This window comes from Kitasatospora sp. NPDC002551, assembly GCF_040296005.1.
Lineage (GTDB): Bacteria > Actinomycetota > Actinomycetes > Streptomycetales > Streptomycetaceae > Kitasatospora.
Window position 1 is genome coordinate 11996 of the sequence record NZ_JBEOWI010000071.1, and the last position, 22424, is coordinate 34419.

Below are 22424 nucleotides of genomic sequence, written 5' to 3' on the forward strand. Positions count from 1 at the left end.
TCGGCCCTCAGCGGACCGTGTCCAGGACCGCCGAGGCCACCGCGTCCGGGCGGTCGAACATCAGCAGGTGCCCCGCCGGGGCCGTACGGCGGTACTCGGCGCCGAGCAGCGCGGCCAGGTCGCGCTGGGCGGCCAGCCACTGCTCGGTCCGGCGGCCGCGCAGGCCGTCGTCGGCGGCGAGCACGGTGACCGGAAGGCCCGCGGGCAGCGGGACGGTGCGGCGCAGTCCGGCCAGTTCGGCGGCCGCGTCCAGGTAGCGGGCGTTCTCCCGGAGCAGCGCCCGCAGGGAGCGCCCGGTGCGGTAGCAGTGCCGGACCAGCGGCGCGGGGGCGAGGTCCTCGCGCCGTACCGTGGTGGCCCGCGCGGCCAGCCGGCGCACGGTGGGACCGAGCAGGTAGGGCACGGCGACGGCGGTGGCCGCCCCGGCGGCGGCGCGCGCCGCGAGATCGCGCAGGCCCGGGGCCGGGAGCGGGCGCGGATCGGCCTCCACGCTGCCGTCCAGCAGGACCAGACCGGCCGTGCGCGCCGGGTACAGCCGGGCGAAGGCCTCGACGTGGAAGGCGGCGAGCGAGTGCCCGGCCACCGTGCACGGACCGGGCAGGCCGAGCGCGTCCAGCACGGCCCGGATCCGGTGCGCCTCGCCGGCGGCGGTCGGCGGCGGCCGGTCGGCCGGCTCGGGCGCGCTCAGACCGTAGCCGGGGCGGTCGAAGCGGACCACGGTGCGGTACGGGGTGAGGAAGGGGACGACGAGGTCCCAGTCGAACCAACTGCTGCCGAGTCCCCCGGTGAGCAGGCAGGCCGGGCCCCGGCCCTCGGCGCGGACGTGCAGCGGGGTGCCGTCGATCCGCAGGAAGACGGCCCGGCCGGCGCCGGACGGGAGGGCGGGGCGGGCACCGGTCATACCGGGTCCCGCCGCTCGGCCCGCCGGGCCTCGGCGGCGGCGGGCGTGGGGACGGTGGGCGTGGGGACGGTGGCGGACGAAGGGGCGGCGGGGCGGATCTCCCCGGCGGTGGCGCCGGGGCGCAGGGCGGCCGCGAGCAGCGCCAGCCAGAGCGCGACGAGCAGGACCTGGAGGCGCTGACCGGCCCCCAGCGCCCAGGTGCCGCGGCCCGCCTCGAAGGCGGCGATCGCGCCCAGGCTCCACCCGGTGGCGAGCAGTTCGGCGCCCAGCAGCCACGGCCCGTACCGGCGCACCGGCGGCCACCAGCCGTGGCGCCGGGCGGCGACGGTGAGCGCGATCAGCCCGCCGAGCGCCCCGAGCATGGCCAGGCTGCTGGTCACGGCGTGGGCGGTGTGGGTGGCGGGGACGAGGCCGGCGGTCTCGCGGGCGGCGCACATCTCGTCACTGGTGGGCGCGCAGCTCAGCGGCAGCCGGGAGTCGGCGGCGGTGGCCGCGCCGAACAGCGCGAGGGCGGCCCATCCGGCCACCGCCCAGCGGCTCCGGCCGCCGTGGCCGAAGCGGGCGCGGGCTCCGGCGCGGGCTCCGAGGCGGGCGGAGGCTCCGGCGCCGGCTCCGAGGCGGGCGGAGACTCCGAGGCGGGCACGGACGCGGGCCGGGCCGTGGAACGTGGTCAGGGCGAGGACGGCGGCCGCCAGCACCGCGAGGCCGGCGACCAGGTCGGTGGCCCGGAAGAGGCCGCCCAGCGGCTGGTCCTCGGCGGCCAGCTCGCTGATGTACGCCTGGACCGGGTCGAGCCCGGTGCTGAGCACGACCTCCAGCACCCACGCGGTGTACGCGACCGCGCTGAGCAGCAACAGGACGGCGACCGCACGGGCGCCACCGGGGTGGGAGCTGGGCACGATTCCACCCTAACCGGCCATAAACCCCTCCCCAACCAGGAGGAAACGGACAGCTCCGCCCCGGTGACGCCGCGCGCGGTTCGAGGCACCCCCCGGAAGCGTGTATTGTTTTCCCCGTCAGCAGGCGCCGCTAGCTCAGTTGGTTAGAGCAGCTGACTCTTAATCAGCGGGTCCGGGGTTCGAGTCCCTGGCGGCGCACCGACACCGGGGAGCCTCTCGTACACAGCGAGGGGCTCCCCGGCTTTTCGCTGCCCATTGACGTCCGATTTGTGTGTGATGTCGGTCTCGCTTCCCGTCGCCGCGGAGCCAACCGGTACCTTCGGCGCGTTCTGGGCTGTAAACCGGAAAAGGGACAAAGGTCCCCGACCGCCGACGATCCCGTCTGAGCGAGCCGGCACGGCACCGCCATGCGTCCCGCCGCCCGCTCAGCCGCCCGCCCGCAGAAAGGCCGCCGCTTTGTCCCGTATCGCCCTGAGCGGCGCGCAGCGCACCCGCAGACCGAAGGCCCGTCGGCCCCGCAGGACCCGGCGCACCGGCTGGCGCAGACTGATACCCACCTGGCGGATGACCCTGATCGGCTTCGCGACCGCGCTGCTGCTCGGGGTCGGCCTCTTCGCCCTCGGCATCGCCCTGGTGAAGGTGCCGGACGCGCACGCCGCCGCGACCGCGCAGAGCAACAACTGGCTCTACCAGGACGGCTCGGTGATCGCCCGGACCGGCCAGACCAACCGGCAGAACGTGGCACTGGACAAGGTCTCCCCCGCCGCGCAGCACGCCACACTGGCCGCCGAGGACCGCAACTTCTACAACGAGGGCGCCGTCAACATACCCGGTCTGGTCCGCGCCGCCGTCAACACCGCCAAGGGCGAGGGCACCCAGGGCGGCTCCACGATCACCCAGCAGTACGTGAAGAACACGTACCTGAGCCAGAAGCAGTCGATCAGCCGCAAGGTGAAGGAACTCTTCATCGCGATCAAGGTGGACGCCACCGAGAGCAAGGACGAGATCCTCGCCAGCTACCTCAACACCTCCTACTACGGGCGCGGCGCGTACGGCATCCAGGCCGCCGCGCAGCAGTACTTCGGCGTCGACGCCTCCGAGCTCAACGCCGCCCAGGGCGCCTACCTGGCCGCGCTGCTGAACGCCCCGAGCGCCTACGACGTCGCCACCGCGACCCCGGCGGGCAAGCAGAACGCCGTCAACCGCTGGAACTACGTGCTCGACGGCATGGTGAAGGAGGGCTGGCTCTCCGCCGAGGAGCGGGCCGCCACCACGTTCCCCGAGGTCAGGGGCCCCCAGGCGCAGCTCGGGCTCTCCGGTCAGGCCGGCTACCTGGTCAACGCCGCGACCGAGTACCTCACCACCAACCAGATCATCAGCGAGTCGGAGCTGGCCAAGGGCGGCTACACGATCAGGCTGACCGTCGACCCGGCCCGCCAGCAGGCCCTCGAAGGCGCCGTCCAGGCCCAGCTGCACGACACCCTCAACCCGGAGAAGCGGAAGAAGGACGCCGCCGCCCAGCCCGGCGCCGTCTCCGTGGACCCGAAGACCGGTGCCGTGGTCGCCCTGTACGGCGGCGTCGACTACACCAAGCACTACGTCGACAACGCGACCCGGCGGGACTACCAGGCGGGCTCGACCTTCAAGGCGATCGCGCTGGCCGCGGCGCTGGAGAACGACGCCAAGACCCAGTCCGGCCAGACCATCACCCCGCGCACCGTCTACGACGGCACCAGCGGCCGCAAGGTCCGCGGCGGGAAGGGCACCCCGTACGCGCCGCCGAACGAGGGCGACAAGAGCTACGGCCAGATCACCCTGCAGCAGGCCACCGACTGGTCGGTGAACTCGGCCTTCGCCCAGCTCGCCCAGGACACCGGGCTGGCCAAGGTGCGGGAGACCGCGATCGCGCTCGGCCTGCCCAGCAACACCCCCGGGCTGGACCCGGTGCCGTCGATCCCGCTGGGCACCGCCACCCCGAGCGTGCTCGACCTGGCGGGCGTGTACGCCACGCTGGACAACGGCGGCAAGCAGATCACCCCGTGGCTGGTGCAGTCGGTCGACCGCGAGGGCGAGCCGGTCGAGCTGCCCGCGCACAAGACCACCCAGGCGATCAGCGAGCAGACCGCGCGCGAGGTCACCTCGATGCTCCAGGGCGTGGTGAGCAACCAGGGCGGCACCGGCTGGCGCGCGAAGGAGCTGGGCCGGCCGGCGGCGGGCAAGACCGGTACGACGGACGACCAGAAGTCGGTCTGGTTCGTCGGGTACACCCCGGAGCTGGTCACCTCGGTCGCGCTGTTCGGTCAGGACCCGGCCACCGGCGCGCAGGTCAGCCTGAGCGGCACCGGCGGGATCGACGGCGCGGCGGGCGGCCAGTACCCCGCGAAGATCTGGACCACATACATGAAGGCCGCCCTGAAGGGCCAGCCGGTCGCCGACTTCCCCGCTCCCTCGGGTGCGGACGACTCCGCGCGCAGCGGCTCGGGCTCCTCGGGCTCCTCGGGCTCCGGTGCCTCCTCCGGTCCCTCGAACACGCCGTCGAGCACCCCCGACGGGTCGGCGACGCCGTCCGGCGGGCCGTCCTCCCAGGGCGGCCAGGGCGGTTCCGGCTCTTCCGGCGACACGGGCTCGGCGCCGTCCACGGCGCCCTCGTCCGGGCCGACCACCGCCCCGCAGCCCCCGGGCGGCGCGGGCGGGTCGGGCTCGGGGTCCGGCGGTTCCGGGTCGGGCGGCTCCGGTTCGGGCGGCTCCGGTTCGGGCGGGTCCGGGTCCGGGTCCGGTTCCGGTTCCGGCGGGTCGGGCACCGCGCCGACCCAGCCGTCGACACCGCAGCCGAGCACCAAGCCGACCAGGCCGCCGCAGCCGACCACCGCTCCCACCACCGGGCCGACCACGCCGCCGCAGCCGACCGGGGGAACCGGTGGCTCGGGGTCGGGGTCGGGGTCGGGCTCCGGGTCCGGCGGCAGCGGGACGGACGCGGGCACCGGGGCCGGGACCGGATCCGGCGGATAGCGAGCACGCGGCGATCGGGCAGGCGGGCGGTCGGTTCGGTCCCGCGCACGGGTGGGCGGGCGGTCCCGCGCACGGGTGAGCAGGCGGTCCCGCGCACGGGTGAGCGCCCGCACGGGACCGTGCAGGACCAAATGATGGAATGACCCCTTACCAATCTCCGGTCCGGCTGTCACAATTCGTCGGTGTACAGCTCCAAGCCCCTGACCGGCCGTTTCTCCGGCCGGACCCTCGGTCTCACCCTCGCCCTGGTCTCCGCGTTCGCCTTCGGTGGCTCCGGCACCGCGGCCAAACCGCTGATCGAGGCAGGGCTCTCCCCCGTCCACGTGGTCTGGCTCCGGGTCACCGGCGCCGCCGTCGTCCTGCTGCCGCTGGCCTACCGCCACCGCGCGGCCGTCCGGCAACGCCCGGGTCTGCTGATCGGCTTCGGCCTGCTCGCCGTGGCCGGCGTCCAGGCCTGCTACTTCGCGGCGATCTCCCGGATACCGGTCGGCGTCGCCCTGCTGATCGAGTACCTCGGCCCGCCGCTGCTCCTCGGCTACGTACGGTTCGTCCAGCGCCGGCCGATCAGCCGGGGCGCGGCGATCGGCGCGGGCGTCGCGGTCGCCGGCCTCGCCTGCGTGGTCGAGGTCTGGAACGGGCTGAGCTTCGACGCCCTCGGCGTGCTGTTCGCCCTGGGGGCGGCCTGCTGCCAGGTCGGATACTTCGTGCTCGCCGACGCCGGCCGCCGGGGCGAGCGCCCGATCGACCCGGTCGCCGTCAGCGCGTACGGCCTGCTGATCGGCTCGGTCGTGCTCACCGCGCTGACCCGCCCGTGGGAGGCGGACTGGGGCAAGCTCGGCGGGGACGTGGTGATGAACGGGCACTCCCTGCCCGCGCTGCTCCCGGCGGCCTGGATGGTCCTGGTCGCGACCGTGCTCGCCTATCTGACCGGCGTCGTCGCCGTCCAGCACCTGTCGCCGCCGGTCGCCGGAGTGGTGGCCAACCTGGAGGCCGTCGTGGCCACCGCGCTGGCCTGGGTGCTGCTGGGCGAGCACCTCGGCGTGCCGCAGACGGCCGGCGGCCTGCTGGTGCTGGCCGGGGCGTTCGCCGCCCAGGCGAGCAAGCCCACCGGGGCGGCGGCGTCCGGACCGGCCCCGGCGGTGAGCGTGCAGGCGGCGGGCCTGCCGCCGGAGGCAGTGGGCGTGCAGGCGGAGGCGGTGGGCGTGCAGGCGGAGGCCGAGGGCCCGCGTCCGGTGGCGGTCCCGGCCGGGGCGACGGCGCTCGGCAAGCGACCCGCCCGGGCCGGCGGCGCCGAGGCCCACCGGGGCCGGGAGCAGGGGCGGCGGCAGTAACGACGCCAGGAACGGCGGCAGTACGGCAGCAGTAACCGCGCTGGGAACGGCGCCCGGAACCCGGGAGCAGCGCCGGGAACGGGGTACGGGCCGAGGCGCGTCGCCCCGGGCGGGGTCAGCGGCCGACCCAGCCGAACCAGTCGAGGTGGCCGAGCGGCCAGACGACGGCCGACACCGGGCCGACCACGTTCTCCACCGGCACGGCCCCGCCGCCGGGGCCGTGCTGGTGGTAGCGCGAGTCCGCGGAGTCGCTGCGGTGGTCGCCCTCGACCCAGACGTAGCCCTGCGGCACCGTCACCGGACCGAAGTCCATCCCGGCGCAGGAGTCGTTCCCGGGGTGCAGGTACGGCTCGTCGACCGCGGCGCCGTCGACGGTCAGCGTGGTGCCCGAACACTGGACGGTCTGCCCGCCCGTCGCGATGACCCGCTTGACCAGGTAGTTGTCGTCCTTGGGCGGCACCAGGCCGACGAAGGAGAGCACCGAGCCCAGCGCGTTGGTGACGGGGTTCCCGCCGGTCGGCTGCGGCGGCAGCCACTCCCCCGGGTCCTTGAACACCACCGGCTGGCCCCGCTCCGGCTCCCAGCCGGTCAGCGGGGCGAGCTTGTTCACGGCGACCCGGTCACCGATCCGCAGGGTGTTCTCCATCGAACCGGAGGGGATGGTGAACACCTGGAACAGACAGGTCTTGATCAGCAGGGCGACCACCAGGCCGACCGCCGCCATCGCCGGGATCTCGATCCACCACGGCCGCGGCCGGCGGCCGGACTTGCGGGGACCGGACTTGCGCGCCTTCTTCGGCGACCCGCTCCGGCGGCCCTCGGCGGCGCGGCGCGCCCGCCGGGCCTCGGCCCGGCCCCCGACCGGGGCGGCGGGCCCGGCCCCGGCCTCGCCGCCGTGCGTATCGGGCAGGTTCACCGCCATCGTCGCTGCTCCACTCTCCGGCTGCGGGGGAACCTGCACGCTACGCCAACCGGGGAGCCAGGCGAAATCGGTCGTTTACCCGCACCAGACATCCCGCCGGCCCCGCGGGACCCGTCGGCGGGGCGGGCCGTCAGGCGCGGGCGCCACCCGTCACACCGCCGGTCGCGCCGCCGGTCACGGCGTCGCTCGCGATGGCCTCGTGGTGGCGGATGACCTCGGCGATGATGAAGTTGAGAAGCTTTGGGCGGTTCCGCAAGAACATCACTGACCAGCAGAACAGCCCATGTTCTCGCTGGTCAGAAGGGCAAGACTGGCCCAGCGCAACCCGGGTGCGACGTTTCACGGCGCTTTGGCTACAGCTTGGATGGCGCCGGAATTCTCAAGATCATCCCCAAATTATCTCCCAAATGATCTTGGCGTCCTTGCAGGTCAGGAAACGAAACGCCCCCACCCGTCGAAACGGGTGGGGGCTCTCCGGCATCGGGCAGTGGGGGGTCGGTTCACCTGTCCCGATGCAGTCCGTGAGGGAAAGTCGCCTCTCCGGTTGGAGGTGAACTTGCGTGCGCGAACCTTGGCCGCGCCAAGTTTCGCATGCATGTTCGGTTTGAGCGATTGATCACTTCCCCTTTGATCATGGCCGTGCGTGCAGGGACCTGTCCAGATCTGCGTTAACGCAGATCAGAGGCGGTCTCTAGCGTGGTGCCTTACGCCAGCACGCCGCTCCCAGGGACGAACATGCAGCCCGCGCCGTACCAGCGCGTCGCCGCCGAGATCCGCCGGCGGATCCTCAGCGGCGAGTGGCCGGCCGGACACCAACTCCCTTCCCAGGCCGACTTAGCCGCAGAGCTCGACGTCACCATCGCCGAGGCGCGCCGCGGCATGGCAGTGCTCCGGCAGGTGGGTGTTCTTGAGGGAAGGGCACGTGCGCGCCTCTGGGTGGCGCATCCTCCTGCTGTGCGCACACTCCTCTCCGTAGACGGAGACTGGCCTCACCCCCGCGGTGAAGGTGCGGCCGGCAGTCGGCGGGCCGATGCAGACCTCGCCGTCCGGCTTGGCGTACCTGAGCGCGCCCTCGTCCGCTGGCACCGTGAGGAACTGCTCGACCCGGATCTCCGGCCGAGCCACCTCATCACCACCTGGTGGTCTGGCGCCCGGCCCAAGCAGTGGGCCCGCGCTGAGGCCGAGGTCGTGCTGCACCACCTGACGTCCGCCGAGGGCGAGCACCTGGGGCTGCCGGGAGGCATGCCGGCCTGGCTGATCCAGCGCACCCGGTACAGCAGCACCGGCCGACCGGTCGAGACCGCGGACATGGTGCTGCCCGCCGACCGGTGGCGAGTGCGCCTGCGGTAGGCCCTGGCCGATGCCCCGCCGGGCGCCGGCCAGGGAGTCACCGGACCCGCTGATGGCGCCGCGGCCGATCGCCCTGATGCCGGGGTGGGCTGTCGCAGTGACGCACCAGCTCCACCCGTTCGTCGACCGTCTTTACCAGGGCGCCCTCGACTTCTCGCGCCCCGCAGGACACGCACGTGCCCGTCGTCCGCACCGGGGCACCGCCGGCGGCGCTCACCGGTCGTCGTCTTGTGTGGTCGGGGGGAGCGCTGGTGGCGTGGGCCCGACGATGTCCGGCAGCGGCGGCAGGGGATCGGTGATGACCAGGGGTGGGGTAGGCGAAGTCACTGCTCCTCCATAAGGGCGCTCGGGCAGGTGGGGTGCGCACGGACAGCCCAGCCCAGAGGGGCCATGCCCGGCCCGGTCGCCGTGTGCACGTAGCCGGCCGGCACGAGAGGCGGCCCCGGATCCCCGCAGTCGATGCACGCCTCCCCGTGGAGGCGTGCAGGGCTGATGGACCCCGGGTCGATCTCGTCCGGACGGCCGGATATCTCCGTCACGACCTCTACGATCCCCGCCGGCCACCCCCGGAGTTAGCACAAGCTGTGCTAAAGATCAGACCGCCTTCGCCCACCGTGCGAGTGCGAGGATGCGCTCGTCCCGGCCCCGTGTCAGCCGGACCATCGTGGCCAGCGCCGTCCGTACCTGCCCGTGCTCCCGCACATGGAGGGGTGCGATCTGCCGCGCGACCAGTAGAGATTCGGCGGCATGCTGCGGCCGTCCGAGCTGCACCTGCGCCCGGGCCAGGTCGATGTAGTAGTGCGAGCGGCGCTCCGCTGGCAGGGTCCGGGGCGGGGCCCACCGCGTCGCGGCGGCGACTGCCTCTTGGAGGTCGGCCTCCTCACCCAGCTCTACGGCCACCGACAGGCGGTGGATCTCCAGGCTGTCCGGACCTACCGCGGTGCCGTCGTAGAGCCGCTCCCGCACCCGGCTCGCCAGCGCCTCGGCCTCGCGCAGGTGGGCGCGGGCGTCGTCGGCGGATTGCATGCGCCCGGCCGCGACGGCGGCCCGCATGTGCAGGGCAGCCGCCGCAGCAGCCAACCGCTCCGTGGTCGGCGCCGGCATCTGGTCGAGCGCCCTCCGAAGCGACCGCAGTCCTGGGCCGAGTTGCCGGGACGCGAAGTAGACCTCCATCCGTACGTAGGCTGCCGCCGCGGTGAGCGCGGGGTCGTCGGCAAGGCCGGCTGACCAGCGCATCAGCTCGACGAGCCTGGCTGAGAGGTCGCGGTAGTCATACTTGTAGGCCACCGCGTCAGCCGACCGTGCCGCGAGGGCCAGCAGCCGGGCTGCCTCTTCGCGCTGGCGTCCGCGTGCCTGGTCGACCGCGCGGAACAGCTCGTCGAGGAGGCTCGGCATCTGGTCGCCGAGGCGTACGTACTGGGACTGCACCCGGTCGTCGACCGCCGTGGCGACGTCGGCAGCGATCTGTGCGAGCGGCCGCACTGGCCCGTCCTCGGGCAGGTCGTACACCGCGATGGCCCGCCGCAGCTCGGGGATTGTCTGGTGCACCCGGCTGTCGGTCCGGGCTGGGCCGGACAGCAGTTCCTCCGGGGTGGTTCCCAGTGCGGTGGCGATCGCTCCGAGCGCCTGGTCGCTCGGAGTTCGACGGCCGTCGCCGATCTTCTGGAGCATGCTGGGTGAGACGCCCGAGCGCTCGGCCAGCTCGCGGCGGGACAGGCGGGCCGCGGCACGAGCGGTTTCGAGGCGCAGGCCGAGGGAGGTCGCTGAGGGCGCAGGCATGCCTCGGACGCTACCGGCGCCGCCCGCCGCGCGCAGGTGATCGCGGGGACAGCCACGCCGGGGAGGTGATGCTGCTACTGGCCGATCAGCAGATCGGCCAGTTGGTCGAGCGAGTCGACTGTCCAGTCCGCGTCCGGTGCTGTGGTGGTCAGGCCGATTGGTCCGCGGCGGAGGTGGGCTGTCCGCAGGCCAGCGGCCCGCGCTGGCGCCACGTCATTAACGGGGTGGTCGCCGACGTAGACGATCTCCTGCGGTTCGCCCGGTGCCCAGGCGAGCACCCGCTCGAAGAAGGCGGGTGCGGGCTTCGCGACGCCCCACTCGCCGGAGGTGGCGATCGCGTCGGCCGGCAGGCCGAGGATGCCCAGGAGACGGCTGACGTCCGCGTTCTGGTTCCCTGCGATGCCCACCCACAGCCCGGCCTCCCGCAGTCGGGCCAGCGCCGGACGTACATCCGGGTAGAGGTCCGACTCGTCGAGCTGGTCGCCCTGCCCGGCGGCCTGCCGGGCCCGCCACTCTGCGGCCACGTCGATGCCCGGTCGCAGGATCCTGACCGCATCCGCATTGTCCCGCCCTTGGGCCACCACGATGCCGACCAGCGCCGACAGGGTGTGCTGCGGGACGTCGAGCCAGCGCGCCCAGTCTGCCCAGTAGCGGGTGTCGGAGGTCAGGGTCTCGCCGATGTCGAACACCACGGATCTCGCCATGGCCCGAGCCTATCGGGGGGCCGTCGTGTCACAGATTTGTCACATCGTCCGCACACTGCCGACCGCCCCGATACCGTCGCCCGGACTACCTCCGTTCTCCAGGGGATCCGATGCGCACTCGTACCACCGCCGTCGCCCTCGCGGCGGCCGCCCTGCTCGCCGCCGGGCTGACCGCCTGCTCCAGCTCGGCGACGACCACCGACACGAAGGCGCCGGCTACCTCGGCGGCCGCGCAGCCGAGCGCGCCGCCGGCCGCAGCTGCGTCGGAGGCTGCCACGACCACCCAGGTGCCGGCGGCGACCGGGACGGCGGCCGCGCCGGCGGCGACCGCGCCGGCCGGGATCCCACCGAAGCCGGACGCCGCCACGCAGGCCAAGTACATCGCGGCCCTCACGGCCATCGACCCCGAGATCGTCGGAGACAAGCCGGACCGGGCGGTCAGCCGCGGCCGGGACCAGTGCCGGTCGGTGGCTCAGTATCCGAGCGACCAGACGAAGCTCGTCGAGCTAGCTGGCCAGCGCTTCACCTCGGCGCAGCACCCGCAGGGGTTCGGGCCGGAGAAGAGCGCCAAGATCCTGGCGGCGGTGCGCGCGCACATCTGCCCGACGTACTGACCCCGGGCACGACGAAGCGCCCCCCGCTCCGGCATGGCCGGGGCGGGGGGCGCTTCGTGGGTCAGGGGCGAATGAGGGCCAGGGCCGTCACGAGTGCGGTCAGGACGCCTGCGGCGATGCCGACGACCGCGGACACCATCGCCACCCGGCGTCGGTCGTGCGTGCGTACTTCCTCGGCGCCGGCGCGGGCCCGCTCCCCGTCGACCAGCCGCCGTTCGTGGTCGGCGAGGGTGGCGGTGTGGTCGGTGAGCGTCTGGCCGGTGTGGCTGTCGGACTGCCTCAGGACGTCCAGGACGCCGCGCACCTCTGCGAATCCGGTGCCGACGTCGCCCCGGATGCCGGCCAGGCCGGTGCCGACATCGCCGCGCAGGTCGGCCAGGGCGACGGCGAGCGCGGTGAGCGCGGCCTGTGGGTCCGTCGGCGGGTCGGCGCCGGAGAGCGGGCTGGTCACGGGCGGCTCGCCGGGTCGGACCGGGCCGGCAGCAGCGAGGCCGTCTCCGGGTGGCCGAGGAACTTGCCCAGCGCGCCCTTGATGACGGTGAGGCCGGCGGGGATCCCGGCGACGGCCGCGGCCTGGAGGCTGGACAGCCCGGTGATGCCGCCGACCAGGAGGAGGCCGATCACGGACTCCGCGTAGGTGGCGGCGGTGCGCTCGGCGAGGTCGATGGCGAAGCGGGGCACGCGGATGCGGAACATGGTGACCTCCCAGGTCAGTTGGTGACGGTGAATCGGCCGATGCCGAGGCGCTCCAGGGAGCGGCGGCCGGGGATGCCGTCGGCGTCGGCGCCGGTGTAGCCGAGGGTGCGCTGGAAGGCGGCGTACGCGGCGATGGTGCGGGTGCCGAACGAGCCGTCCACCCAGTGCTGCTCCAGGAACCCCTCGTCCGCCAGGGCCTGCTCCACCAGCTGCGCCTCGGCGGCGTGGGTCTGGTGGCCCTGGGCGGCGCCGGGGTCGGTGCGCGCCGCCTGGACGACGTGGGCGAGGGAGACGGCGGGCTGTCCGGGGATCCGGCCGAGGAGTATCTGGAGCGTGACCTCGCCGGGTACGCCGTCGGCGTCCTGGCCGCCGTATCCGAGGTGCTGCTGGTACTGCTGGTAGTTGAGGGTGTCGGCGTCGCGCCAGTCCTCGTCCGGGCCGGACTGGTAGTGCTGGCCGAAGCCGTTGCGGACTAGGGCCTCGCCGACCTCGCGGACCTGGGGGCCGTGCGCGCCGTAGCCGTACTCCAGGCCGTTGATGGTCGTCCGGTAGCGGGCCGGTGTCGGCTCGGCCGGCTGGTCGGGCGCCGGGCCAGGCGGCGCGGTGTCCGGCTCCAGCGCGCCGGAGGTGACCAGGTGGTAGAGCGGCCCGCCGGGGCAGTCGGTGGCGTAGCCGTCGCGGTGGCCGCGGATCTCCCGGCCGGCGCCGTTGGCGCGCAGGTAGGCGATGGCGTCCCGCAGTCCGGCCACCTGCTCGGCGGTCGGGGCGGTGTGGCCGCTGTCGCCGACGAAGGCGAGCACCGCGAAGTGGTCGCGGTTGAGCGTGGTGTTGCCGTTGGCCGCGTTCTGCGCGTTGCGGCCGCGGCCCTCGAAGACCCAGCCGTGCTCGCAGACGGCGAGGTTGTACGCGAAGTCCGACCAGCCGTTGCCGTCCATGTGGCTGTTCTGGACCTTGCGCATGTAGGCGGCGCAGGTGCCGTGCTCGCCGGCGTCGTACGGGCCGCCGAGGTAGTGGACCTTGACGCCCCGGTTGGTGGGCACCGCGGGGTGGCCGTTGTGGGCCGCCCGGGCGCCCCACTCGGCGCGGCTGATGAACTTCATGACGGGTTCCTCCAGGCATGGGGAAGCCCCCGGGCCGGGGCGGCGCGGGGGCGGGTGGTTGGTGGGGCGGTCAGGCGCGGCGGCGCAGCTCCAGATGGGACCCGGCCAGCAGCTTCGTCGCGGTGGCGGAGGAGGTGACCTGCGCCCAGACGAGGGTCAGGGCGCCGGCGGCCGGGGTGGTGAGGATGCCCTCGACGTGGGCCCAGGTCGGCGCGCCCGACGAGACCGCGACGGACAGGTACGTCGAACCGGCCCCGGAGGGCTGGGCGTTGCGCATCGCGAAGTACTCGCCCGAGCCGGAGGTGCCGCTGGTGAGCGAGCCGGGGTGGGCGCCCAGCACGCCGAAGTGGCAGGTCGATGCAGCCGGAAAGTTGAGCGCCAGCTTGAGGTCGGCGGCGCTGTCTCCCGCGCCGATGAACAGCTGCGCGTCGAAGGTGTAGACCCCGGCGGCGGGCAGGGGCAGGGTGAGGTGGAGGTCGGCCTGGAGCGTCGTGGTGGACGTCCTGGGCTCGTCGATGGGCTTGCTGGTCCAGTCGGGCAGGCCGGCGCGCAGGGCGGCGCCGGTGATGCGCTGGCCGGCGGCCCACGGCGGGAAGGTGGTCACGGGTCTCCTACAGGGCGGTGATCGCGGGCTGCCACAGCCGCACCGTGGCGCCGGCGAGCTGGGCCTTGACCACGGAGTTGACGGAGCGGGTGACGGTGGCGGTCTGCGGGCTGGTGGCGCCGGCCATGGCGGTGACCGTGACCCGCTCTCCGGCGATGTCGAGGTCGAGCGGGTAGTCCGCCGGGGCGGTCGACCAGAGCGGGCCGCTGGTGGTGGCGATGGACAGGGTGGTGGCGGTGGCCGTGGCGCCGGCGGCGAGGGTGCTGGCGGCGGTGTCCGCGCTGGCGAGGACCAGGTCGTCTGTCACCGCGACGGACCAGGGCCCGGCCGGGGTGGTGTTGAACTCGATCGCCCAGTCGTAGGCGCTGAGGGTCTCGGTGGAGCCCTGGGCGATGAGGTCGACGGTCGTGGGCCCGTCCTCGGGCGGGAGGTTGATGATGCGGATCAGGTCGCCGACCTCGACGGCGCTGGCCGCCGCGATGAGGTGCGGGCAGGCCGCGAGGTCGACGCGCACCCGCCGGTAGCGGGCGGCGTCCCAGGTGCCGAGGTGCAGCCGCCACCCCGCCACGTCGTCGAGCTGGGTGTCTTGGTAGAGGTTCAGCTCGGGGTCGTCCGGGTAGCGGCCGATCCCGGCGGGCGGGGCCTGGACGGACAGCGGCCCCTCCTCCGCGACCGCCCGCGCCGAGCTGCCGCCCCTGCGCGTCACCGTGACGTCGTTGCGGGTGCTCTGGTCGTCGTCGACCGGCTCCAGCGGCGGCGCGACGTCGCCGGTCGCGTAGTCGAGGACGAGGGTGGGCTGCTGGTTGTAGCTGAGGTAGGCGGGCCGGTAGTGCAGCGCGGCCGCGGTCCGGCTCTCGGTGAGGTAGCCGCCGTCGACCTCGCCGGCCTCCTCCAGGAGGTCGAGCAGCGGCGCGGCCTGCTGCGGCCCGAGAGCGATCTGCGGGTCGACCAGGCCGATGCTGGTGAGCGGCACGCTCTCCTCCGCGCACAGCCGGCCCAGCCGTTGCACCGGCCGGTCGCCCTCGTAGCCGTTGTCGGCGTGGCCATAGGCATCGCCCGCGCCGGTGGGCATGACGCTGAGGTGGCCGAGCTGCATGTCGCCGAGCGCCTCGTCGAACAGCGTGTCCACGGCCAGCGGGACGCCGGGCGGGCCCGCGTGGGTGTTCCACACGGATCCGAGGGCGTTCGAGCCGATGAGGAAGAACCGCAGCTCCCAGGCCGTGCCGGTGCCGTCGTCCCACACGTCCAGCTGGAGCCGCGCCCACCCGCCCGAGGCGTGCCCGGCGGGCGCCGTGCCGGTGTTGGTGACGATCCCACCGTTGGCATCGAGTGCGAACACGGTGACGAACGCCTCGTCGATCGCCACGAACCACTGCACCGCCGTGCCGGTCGAGGCGATGCGCAGCACGGGCGGGAACGCCGCGGCGGCGGGCAGCTCGGGGAGGTTGTAGACCATCTCGACGCGCCAGCCGGCGGCCAGCGCGGTGCTGTTGGGAACGGGGGCGCTGATGGTCGCGCCGTGGCTGACCCGGGGCAGCGGCAGCGAGCCGGTCGGCCCGTCGCCGGCGGCGAACTCCAGCCCGGTCGCCACCAGCGGCGGGCAGCCGGGGATCGGTGAGAACGCCTGGGAGGAGCCGCGGGCGTCCTCCATCGGCCAGTACGCGACCGGGCTGGCCGCGCTGAGGGATCGGCGCAGCGTCGAGGCGAGCGGGTCCTTGCCCTGCCCGAGCCTGCGCTTGATGCCGGCCGCTTCGATGGGCACCCACCGGTCCCGGCCGGAGGTGTCGCGGCGCGGCGACCATGCCGAGGCCTCGCCGGTGAACCGTACGGAGCGCCGGGGCGGGATCGTCGCGCCGCCTGCGAGGGTCCAGGCGCGGCCGGCCGCGTCGGTCCAGTTGGTGGTGCCGGGCGCGAGCGCGGTGAAGTCCGGCGCGGCGACCAGGGCGCCGCCGGCGCCGCGGAGTTGGAACGCGTGGATGTGGCCGACCGGCGGGACGACGGTCTGGCCGGGGTTGTCTCCGACGGTCAGGGGCGCGGTGGAGGCGTAGATGCTCGTCGTGCCGGTGGCGGTGACGACGTCGCCGAGCTGCGCCCAGGGGCCGGCGATCGTCGGCGCGGTCCAGAAGGTGACCGTGTGCGCGCCGCTGCCGTTGTCGGCGTCGAGGGCGGCCCGCAGGGCGAGGCGGCCGGAGGCGGGCAGCGGCAGCGGCAGGGTGGCGGTGCGGTCGATCACCGCGGTCCCGTCCACCGACCAGCGCAGCGTCGGGACGTCGTCCTGGAGGGTGAGCTGCCACGACCGCTGGCCGCCGGCCACGCTGTACTTGGCGGCGATCTCGACGATGCCCGTCTGGGTGGCGGGCAGTGTGAGATCGATGCGGACGTCGAGATCCGCGGTGAGGTCGAGGGCGGCGGTGTCGGGGGTGGAGGCGTAACTGCCCGGGCCCGGCAGGTCGAGGTAGGTCGGCAGGGCCGGATCGGCGACCGTCACCCGGACCGGGGTGTTGCGCCCGATGAGCCCGTGGTACGGGCCCGCGGCGTTGCGCGGCGAGTACTTCCCCGAGCGGTTGTCCAGGCTGATGGGGCACTTGCCGGGGTCGATGCGCGAGCCCTCGTCCCCGCGGCCGCGCTCGATGCTGATCGGGTCGCGCAGGTACGCGTCGGCGGTGACGTCCGTCCAGGTGCCGCCGACCTGGAGTTCGACCTGGACGCCGAGCGGTGTGCCGGGGAAAGCCACGCTGCTCCCCTCCTGTCTACGTGAAGGCCTTCTGGACGGAGCCGCCGCCGTCGAGGCGGACCATGTTGCGCAGCATGCGGCGCATCTCGGTGTCGGCGCCGGTGACGTCGATGACGACCCGCACCGTGCCGCCCCCGCCGGCGGCGGCGCGGGACAGCGGGGTGACGGTCGCGCCGCCGGGCAGGCTGAGCAGCTCGGGCCCGGCCTCGCCGACCAGCACGGTGCCGGCGCCGGTGATGTGCCCGCCCTGGGCGAGCATCGGGATTTTGGGCATGGAGAAGCCCTGGCCGCCGACGCCCGGGATCCACGACGGCAGGGTGAACGACAGTCGCCCGGCCGTTCGGTTCCACAGCGACCCGATCTGGTTGAAGCCCCAGCGGAAGGGCGCGACGAGGATCTCGCCGAGGGCGGCGAATCCGGCGCCGACCTTGCCCGGCAGGCTGGTCAGGAAGTCCAGCACCATGGAGGCGCCGGCCTTGATGCTGTCCCAGTTGCGGGTGATCGCCAGGACCGCCCAGCCGATCGGCCCGGTCAGGATCCCGAGCAGCAACGGCCAGTTCTGGGAGACCCAGTCCCACACGAACTTGATGCCGGACCAGACGACGCGCCAGGCGCCGGTCACGATGTCGCGGAACGTCTCGGACCGCTGCCACAGCAGCACGACGGCGGCGACCAGGGCGACGACCGCGATGATGATCAGCCCGACGGGGTTCGCCGCCATCGCCGCGTTCCACGCCCACTGGGCTGCGGTGCTCACGGCCTGGACGCCGGTCCACACGGTCTGGGCTGCGGTCCATGCCATCGTGGCGCCCTGGACCAGCAGGATCGCGCCGGCGATGACGCCGAGCGTGATCGCGACCGGCTGGAGCCACGCCGAGTGCTCCTGGCCGAAGGAGATCAGGACGGCGCCGACCTCGGCGAGCTTGACGGTGGCCTCGCGCTTGAACCGCTCGATCGCCGCCGCCGGGTTGTCGCTGACGGTCTTGGCCATCTGGTCGGCCGCGCCGGCGACTTCACCGAGGGCGGCCTTCGCCGAGGACGGGTCGAGCGCCAGCAACGCTTTCTGGACGTCCTCGCTCTTCGTCCCGAACAAGGCGAGCGCGGTGTTGTTGCGCTCGACGGGGTCCTTCATCGCGCGCAGGCGATCGAACACCTGGTCCAGCGCGGTGGCCGCGGCCGGCCCGCCGGTGACGAAGACCTTCTGCATCTCCTTGCCGGACAGACCGATCTTCGCGAACGCCTCCGCCGTGGCCTTGTCGCCCGCCTGGGCGATCAGCGTGAACTCCTTCAGCGAGTCGGCCACAACGTCGGCGTCGCGAGCACCCGCCTTGAGGCCCTGGGCGAGCAGGCCGGCGGCCGCGTGTCCGTCGAGGCCGAGCTGGCGGAACTGCGTCGAGTACTCGCCGACGGTGTCGATCAGGTCCCCGGACTTGTCGACACCGGACTGCATCGCCTTGGTGATGATGTCGAACGCCTCGTCCGCGTCCTTGGCCAAGCCGGTGCGCAGGAACTGCCCGGCGGCCGCCGTGCTTCCGGCGACATCGATGTCGAAAGTTTTCGCGAGGGCCAGCGCCTTGGTGGTGATCTTCTCCAGGCCGGTGGTCGCCGCGTCACCGCCGATGTTCTGCACGACCCCCTTGATGGCCTCGGAGACATCCGCCGTCGACTCGCCCCATGCCTGCTTGTAGACGTTGGCGGACACCTTCGACAGCTCGGCGGCGCGCTCGGCCCCGACGCCGAGCTGCGCCTGCAACTTGCTGCTGGCGGCGGACATGTCGAGGGCGCTGGCGACGCCGACGCCGAGCGCCCCGGCGACGCCTGCGGAGATGCCAGCGGCCGCCGTGGACAGCTTCTCCTTCATCCGCCCGAGCGTCTCGGACGCCTGGTCCTTGGCGACCAGGTTGAACACGAGTGAGGTGTCCGACGCCACGGGTCACCTCACCTTCTGCGGTTCGCGGCCTCCGAGGCCTCGGTGATCTGCTTCTCGTAGGCGTCGAGCCAGGCGTGCAGCTGCTCCGCCTCCTCGACGGTGAGCAGCTGCCACTCCCAGGGGCGGACGCCGAGCAGGTGTGCGGCGTCGCCGAGTCGCCTCAGCCGGCGATCGGCGGCAGCGCTTTTCCCCCGGGCTCCTCATAGGCCTCGGCGATGTCCTTGTCGAGCTGCGCGAGGACGGCGTCCCGCTGGTCGGCCGGGGCGTGCTCGGCGGCCTCGGCGCGGATCACCGCGAGTTCCGCCTTCGAGTGCTCCAGGCGCAGCTCGTCCCACGCAAAGTCGACGTCCTCGAACCGGGTCGTGGGGTGTTCGCGCTTGAGGAAGATGAACAGCAGCGCCCGGCGGCACAGGCTGCTGCCCATCACGACGTCCTGGGTGAACGCCGAGAAGTTCCTGCCCGTGAGCTTCTCCAGCTTTTCCCGCTCGACGCTCATCAGCTTGGTGGGCTGGTACAGGAAGCGGCGGGGTTCGTCGCTGCCCTCGGGCTGGTAGACGAGGTACATGGGTGGGTGTCTCCTATCGGGCCCGGTCGGCGATCCGCCGGGCCATTGCTTCCATGGCTTCGTGGACGGCCTGGCGGTAGCGGGGGCTGCCGGGGTCCATGGCCCGGTCGAACCAGTCCGTCTTGCCCTGCTGGGTGCGCCAGGTGCCGCGGCCGAAGATCTGCACTCTCCAGCCGCCGGCGGCCTGGGTGCGCTTGGCCGCGTTGGCGAAGCCGCGGATGCCGGGGGTCTTGCGGGCCTTGACGCGGGCTCCGGACCAGCGCCCGCCCAACTTCACCTCGGGGCGGATCTTCTTGGCGATCGCCGAGCGCAGCGCGGGCGCCTCGGTCATCGCGGCGGACATCGACATGATGCCGCTCTTGGCCTGGTCCGAGGCGGGCTTGAGCGCGTCGCGCATGCCCTTCGCGAGGTCCTTGCGCAGCTGCTTACCGTCCTCCTCGGCACGCAGGGCGGCCGAGAGCGCGTCGAACCCCTCCAGGGAGACGCTGACGTCGACCGGGTTGCGGCCAGCCATCAGGCGGTGGCGCGGACGACCGCGCCGGAGGTGGGGTAGGTGACGCCGACGCTGGCCTCGTCACCGACGCTGCCGGAGATCGGCTGCCACTCCTTCACCAGCACCTCCCCGGTGTACTTCGGGTTAGCGGCGGAGACGACGGCCTGGGTGGGGCGGACCTCGAAGGCGACGACCTGCCCGAGCAGCGGCCACATGATGCTGTCGAGCTTCCCGGCGGCGAAGTCGTTGAGCAGGTCGAGGGCGAGGGAGCCGGACTTGAGGCCGCCGATGAGGACCTTCCAGCCGAGCGCGGTGTACGTGGTGACGTCCTTCTCCTCCACCTCGACGGTGAGTTCGGCTTTCCGCGCGTACTCGCTGAGGGTGTTGCCGGCGACGCTGACGTACTCGCCGGTGAGGACCATGGTGGGCATGACGGGGGCTCCTTCTCAGGCGAGGCCGAGGGCGGCGACGAAGGTGAAGCTGGGGGTGGTGCCGGCCACCGTCCAGGCGACGCGCCACCAGGTGTCGGTGACCGGGCCCGCGACGGTGAGGGCCTGGCCGTCGAGGCCGGTCGCGGCGGTGAACGTGGCCCGGGTGGTCGGGTCGGCGAAGGCGGCGCTGTCGTCGGACTCGACCCTGACGGTGAGGGACGGGGTGGTGCCGGCCGCCGAGAGGACGTGCAGCGCGGCGTAGAGGGCGCGGCCGTCCGGGACGGCACCGAGCTGGAGGGCGGTGCCAGCGCCGCTGCTGGCGCGGGCGGTGCCGGGCGGGTGGGCGATCTGCCCGCGCGCGGTCAGCCCGCTGCCGGACCCGCTGCTGCTCCAGGGAGCGAGGTCGCCGACCTGCCCACCGAGGGTGTAGTCGGCACGCAGCGCCTGGGTGATGTAGGCGAGGGAGCCGACGGTCGCAAGGTGCGGGCAGATCGTCCAGGGGCCGACGCCGCCGAGCTGCGCCCAGGCGGCGTCATCGATGAGGCCCGGATCGCCGGCCTCCCAGAAGCCCTCGCCGCTGACCTTGCTGGAGCCGAGGCCGCCCTGGACCCGCTTCCAGCCGCCGGTGCCGTAGGTGGTGCGGTCCTTCTCCTCCACCTCGGAGGACAACTCCACCTTGTTGGAGGCGCTGGTGAGGTCGGCGCCGCCGGTGAACAGGCGGACGTCGGTGAGAACTTGGGTGCCCATCAGGTCCTCCCGTCGCCGAAGACGCGAATGATCATCTCGGCGCCGACGTACTGGACACCGGCGTGCTCGTACCAGCGGTAGCCCTGGACCCTCTCCACCCGAAGGTCGTCGGCCAGGCCGCCGAGGGCGTGCTCGCCCGGGGCGCCGCGGGCCGCCTCGATCGCCCGCTTGAGGCTGGCCGGGCCGGCCCCGGACAGCAGGGCGTCGAGCAGTCGCTGGGCAGCGCGGTCGTCGGCGCGGCCGACCAGGACGCGGCAGGTGATCTCCAGCTCGTCGAGCCCGCGCCCCATGGTCTTGTCGAAGTCGACGGCGACCTCGCCGGTGAAGAAGTGCGGCTCGCTGACCGCGTCGGGGGTGTAGCCGGTGGCGGTGAGCTTGCGGGTGCCGTCCGGAAGCTGCACGGTGCGGGCGGCGTCGGCGATGGCCGCGCGGACCTCGGCAATCTGCATCGGGGCGCTCCTCTCGGGTCAGCCCATGCCGGGCAGTTGGAGGCGCTCGACCAGCGCGGCGACGTCCGGGTCGACCCTGGACAGCCGCACGACGCCCCACTCGGCGGAGCCGGTGACGCCGTCCGGGGAGTCCTTGCGCCGGTACAGGCGAAGGGCCTGGATCTGGGTGGCCTGGGCGACTTCGTCGGGGACGGCGGGCCAGCCGAAGCGGGCGGTGACCCGCACGCGGGTGCCGTGCCCGCCCCAGCGTCCGGTGGGCAGGACCAGGGAGGTGACCGGGGCGCCGTCGAGGTGAGCGTTGTCGGGCGCGGTGAGGTAGCCCGTGACCGGGCTCCAGGTGGCACCGCTGCCGATCTCGACGACCAGGCCGTCGAGGCCGCCGATGTCGTCGACGACCAGGCGGTCGCCGTCGGCGTCGGCGGCCACGCGCCCGGTGAGGCTGTAGACGCGCTGGACCGGCGCCGGGTCGAGCCAGAACCGACGGCCGGTGAGACGCTCGATGCCGCGGCTCGCGGCCCCGAGGGCCTGGGTGAGCAGCGCGTCCGAGGTCGCGTCGGCGTCCGCCAGGTTCAGCATCGCCTTGACCGTGGCGAGGTCGGCGTACTCGTGGGCCACGCTCAGCCCCTCGCACTGCCGCCGCCCGCGCCGGACCGGGCTCCGCCGCGGCCGCGCTTGGCCTCGACGGGCGACGCGGTGCTCTCGGCGGGACCAGGCTGGGCGGCGGTCTGCTGGCCGCTGTCGGCGGTGCGGCCGGCGGGGGCCTGGCCGTCGGCGGCGGGCGGGGTGAGGGGCTCGGCGTCGGGCTCGTAGCCGAGCTGGATGAGCTGCTCGTCGACCTGGGCGACGCGGTCGTCCAGGCCCCGCCGCTCGTAGCCGTCGCGCTCGCGGCGCAGGGCGGCGATCATCCGATCGTCGGTCATGGCGGGGACTCCTCAGTTCGGCAGAACGTAGACGGCGGCGGAGAAGGTGAAGCTGGGGGTGGTGCCGCCGATCGTGGCGGCGACCCGGACGAAGTTCTTGGTGACCGTCGCGAACGCGGTGCGGTTTCCGGCGGCGGTGAGCTGCGCGGCGGCGCCGCCCGCCACGGCCGTCCAGGTGGCGCCGTCGGCGGACTCCTCCAGAGCGACGTCGAGGGTGGGAGTGGTGCCGGTGGCGGCGGTGCAGTG

The 22424-nt window shown here is 73.6% G+C and carries 22 protein-coding genes, 1 tRNA gene and 2 pseudogenes; 5 read left to right on the top strand and 20 right to left on the bottom strand.

What is annotated here, in order from left to right; all coding sequences use genetic code 11:
* Positions 1-7: 7 nt before the first annotated feature.
* Together ABT093_RS35905 and ABT093_RS35910 are read right to left on the bottom strand one after the other, a co-directional pair.
* Positions 8-901, bottom strand: coding sequence for an alpha/beta fold hydrolase (locus tag ABT093_RS35905; protein ID WP_350571473.1), 894 nt, complete (start codon positions 899-901; stop codon positions 8-10).
* Entirely contained in the window at positions 898-1800 is a 903-nt protein-coding gene (locus ABT093_RS35910) for a DUF998 domain-containing protein (RefSeq protein WP_350571474.1), read from the bottom strand. The genes ABT093_RS35905 and ABT093_RS35910 overlap by 4 nt, the downstream gene beginning before the upstream one ends.
* A gap of 124 nt (positions 1801-1924) precedes the next feature.
* Between ABT093_RS35910 and ABT093_RS35915 the strand changes: the two genes are divergently transcribed.
* From ABT093_RS35915 to ABT093_RS35925, 3 genes are all read left to right on the top strand, one after another.
* Positions 1925-1998, top strand: a tRNA-Lys gene (locus tag ABT093_RS35915).
* A 366-nt stretch (positions 1999-2364) separates the two neighbouring features.
* On the top strand, positions 2365-4809 hold the full coding sequence (locus tag ABT093_RS35920; protein ID WP_350571476.1) for a transglycosylase domain-containing protein: 2445 nt from the start codon (positions 2365-2367) through the stop codon (positions 4807-4809).
* Positions 4810-4991: 182 nt separating this feature from the next.
* On the top strand, positions 4992-6140 hold the full coding sequence (locus tag ABT093_RS35925) for an EamA family transporter (RefSeq protein ID WP_350571477.1): 1149 nt from the start codon (positions 4992-4994) through the stop codon (positions 6138-6140).
* Positions 6141-6255: 115 nt separating this feature from the next.
* Here the strand turns inward: ABT093_RS35925 and lepB are convergent, their stop codons facing one another.
* A complete protein-coding gene (gene lepB / locus ABT093_RS35930; protein WP_350571479.1) occupies positions 6256-7062 on the bottom strand; it encodes a signal peptidase I in 807 nt (268 codons plus the stop codon).
* Between the two features lie 130 nt (positions 7063-7192).
* A pseudogene (locus ABT093_RS35935) lies at positions 7193-7303 on the bottom strand (chorismate mutase); the annotation flags it as partial.
* Between the two features lie 494 nt (positions 7304-7797).
* Here ABT093_RS35935 and ABT093_RS35940 point away from each other — a divergent pair.
* The gene (locus tag ABT093_RS35940; protein WP_350571480.1) at positions 7798-8412 is read left to right on the top strand and encodes a GntR family transcriptional regulator; all 615 of its coding nucleotides are present in this window, start codon (positions 7798-7800) and stop codon (positions 8410-8412) included.
* A 594-nt stretch (positions 8413-9006) separates the two neighbouring features.
* Here ABT093_RS35940 and ABT093_RS35945 read toward each other — a convergent pair.
* Both ABT093_RS35945 and ABT093_RS35950 read right to left on the bottom strand, forming a co-directional pair.
* Entirely contained in the window at positions 9007-10191 is a 1185-nt protein-coding gene (locus ABT093_RS35945) for a helix-turn-helix domain-containing protein (protein WP_350571482.1), read from the bottom strand.
* Between the two features lie 74 nt (positions 10192-10265).
* Positions 10266-10895, bottom strand: coding sequence for an HAD family hydrolase (locus ABT093_RS35950; protein ID WP_350571483.1), 630 nt, complete (start codon positions 10893-10895; stop codon positions 10266-10268).
* Positions 10896-11005: 110 nt separating this feature from the next.
* Between ABT093_RS35950 and ABT093_RS35955 the strand changes: the two genes are divergently transcribed.
* The gene (locus tag ABT093_RS35955) at positions 11006-11509 is read left to right on the top strand and encodes a hypothetical protein (RefSeq protein WP_350571484.1); all 504 of its coding nucleotides are present in this window, start codon (positions 11006-11008) and stop codon (positions 11507-11509) included.
* A gap of 61 nt (positions 11510-11570) precedes the next feature.
* Here the strand turns inward: ABT093_RS35955 and ABT093_RS35960 are convergent, their stop codons facing one another.
* The 14 genes and pseudogenes from ABT093_RS35960 to ABT093_RS36025 form a co-directional block, all read right to left on the bottom strand.
* Entirely contained in the window at positions 11571-11960 is a 390-nt protein-coding gene (locus ABT093_RS35960) for a hypothetical protein (RefSeq protein WP_350571486.1), read from the bottom strand.
* Positions 11957-12205 carry a hypothetical protein gene (locus tag ABT093_RS35965; protein WP_350571487.1) on the bottom strand — a complete coding sequence of 83 codons (249 nt, stop codon included), beginning with the start codon at positions 12203-12205 and terminating at the stop codon, positions 11957-11959. Before ABT093_RS35965 ends, ABT093_RS35960 begins: the two co-directional genes overlap by 4 nt.
* 14 nt (positions 12206-12219) lie before the next feature.
* The gene (locus ABT093_RS35970) at positions 12220-13305 is read right to left on the bottom strand and encodes a peptidoglycan-binding protein (protein ID WP_350571489.1); all 1086 of its coding nucleotides are present in this window, start codon (positions 13303-13305) and stop codon (positions 12220-12222) included.
* A gap of 70 nt (positions 13306-13375) precedes the next feature.
* Complete coding sequence (locus ABT093_RS35975; RefSeq protein WP_350571491.1) at positions 13376-13909, bottom strand: hypothetical protein; 534 nt, start codon at positions 13907-13909, stop codon at positions 13376-13378.
* Between the two features lie 7 nt (positions 13910-13916).
* Positions 13917-16643 carry a hypothetical protein gene (locus tag ABT093_RS35980; RefSeq protein WP_350571492.1) on the bottom strand — a complete coding sequence of 909 codons (2727 nt, stop codon included), beginning with the start codon at positions 16641-16643 and terminating at the stop codon, positions 13917-13919.
* Positions 16644-16659: 16 nt separating this feature from the next.
* A complete protein-coding gene (locus ABT093_RS35985) occupies positions 16660-18573 on the bottom strand; it encodes a phage tail tape measure protein (protein WP_350571493.1) in 1914 nt (637 codons plus the stop codon).
* Between the two features lie 160 nt (positions 18574-18733).
* A complete protein-coding gene (locus ABT093_RS35990; RefSeq protein ID WP_350571494.1) occupies positions 18734-19138 on the bottom strand; it encodes a hypothetical protein in 405 nt (134 codons plus the stop codon).
* Between the two features lie 13 nt (positions 19139-19151).
* On the bottom strand, positions 19152-19652 hold the full coding sequence (locus ABT093_RS35995; RefSeq protein WP_350571496.1) for a hypothetical protein: 501 nt from the start codon (positions 19650-19652) through the stop codon (positions 19152-19154).
* Positions 19652-20062 (bottom strand): phage tail protein, encoded by a 411-nt coding sequence (locus ABT093_RS36000; RefSeq protein WP_350571497.1) that lies wholly within the window; start codon positions 20060-20062, stop codon positions 19652-19654. The genes ABT093_RS35995 and ABT093_RS36000 overlap by 1 nt, the downstream gene beginning before the upstream one ends.
* A gap of 15 nt (positions 20063-20077) precedes the next feature.
* Complete coding sequence (locus ABT093_RS36005; protein WP_350571498.1) at positions 20078-20809, bottom strand: hypothetical protein; 732 nt, start codon at positions 20807-20809, stop codon at positions 20078-20080.
* Entirely contained in the window at positions 20809-21258 is a 450-nt protein-coding gene (locus ABT093_RS36010; RefSeq protein WP_350571500.1) for a hypothetical protein, read from the bottom strand. The genes ABT093_RS36005 and ABT093_RS36010 overlap by 1 nt, the downstream gene beginning before the upstream one ends.
* Positions 21259-21276: 18 nt before the next feature.
* Positions 21277-21873: a phage gp6-like head-tail connector protein gene (locus ABT093_RS36015; RefSeq protein ID WP_350571502.1), complete on the bottom strand. Its 597-nt coding sequence runs from the start codon at positions 21871-21873 to the stop codon at positions 21277-21279.
* 2 nt (positions 21874-21875) lie between these two features.
* Positions 21876-22178 (bottom strand): hypothetical protein, encoded by a 303-nt coding sequence (locus ABT093_RS36020; RefSeq protein WP_350571503.1) that lies wholly within the window; start codon positions 22176-22178, stop codon positions 21876-21878.
* Between the two features lie 12 nt (positions 22179-22190).
* Positions 22191-22424: pseudogene (locus ABT093_RS36025) on the bottom strand (hypothetical protein); the annotation flags it as partial.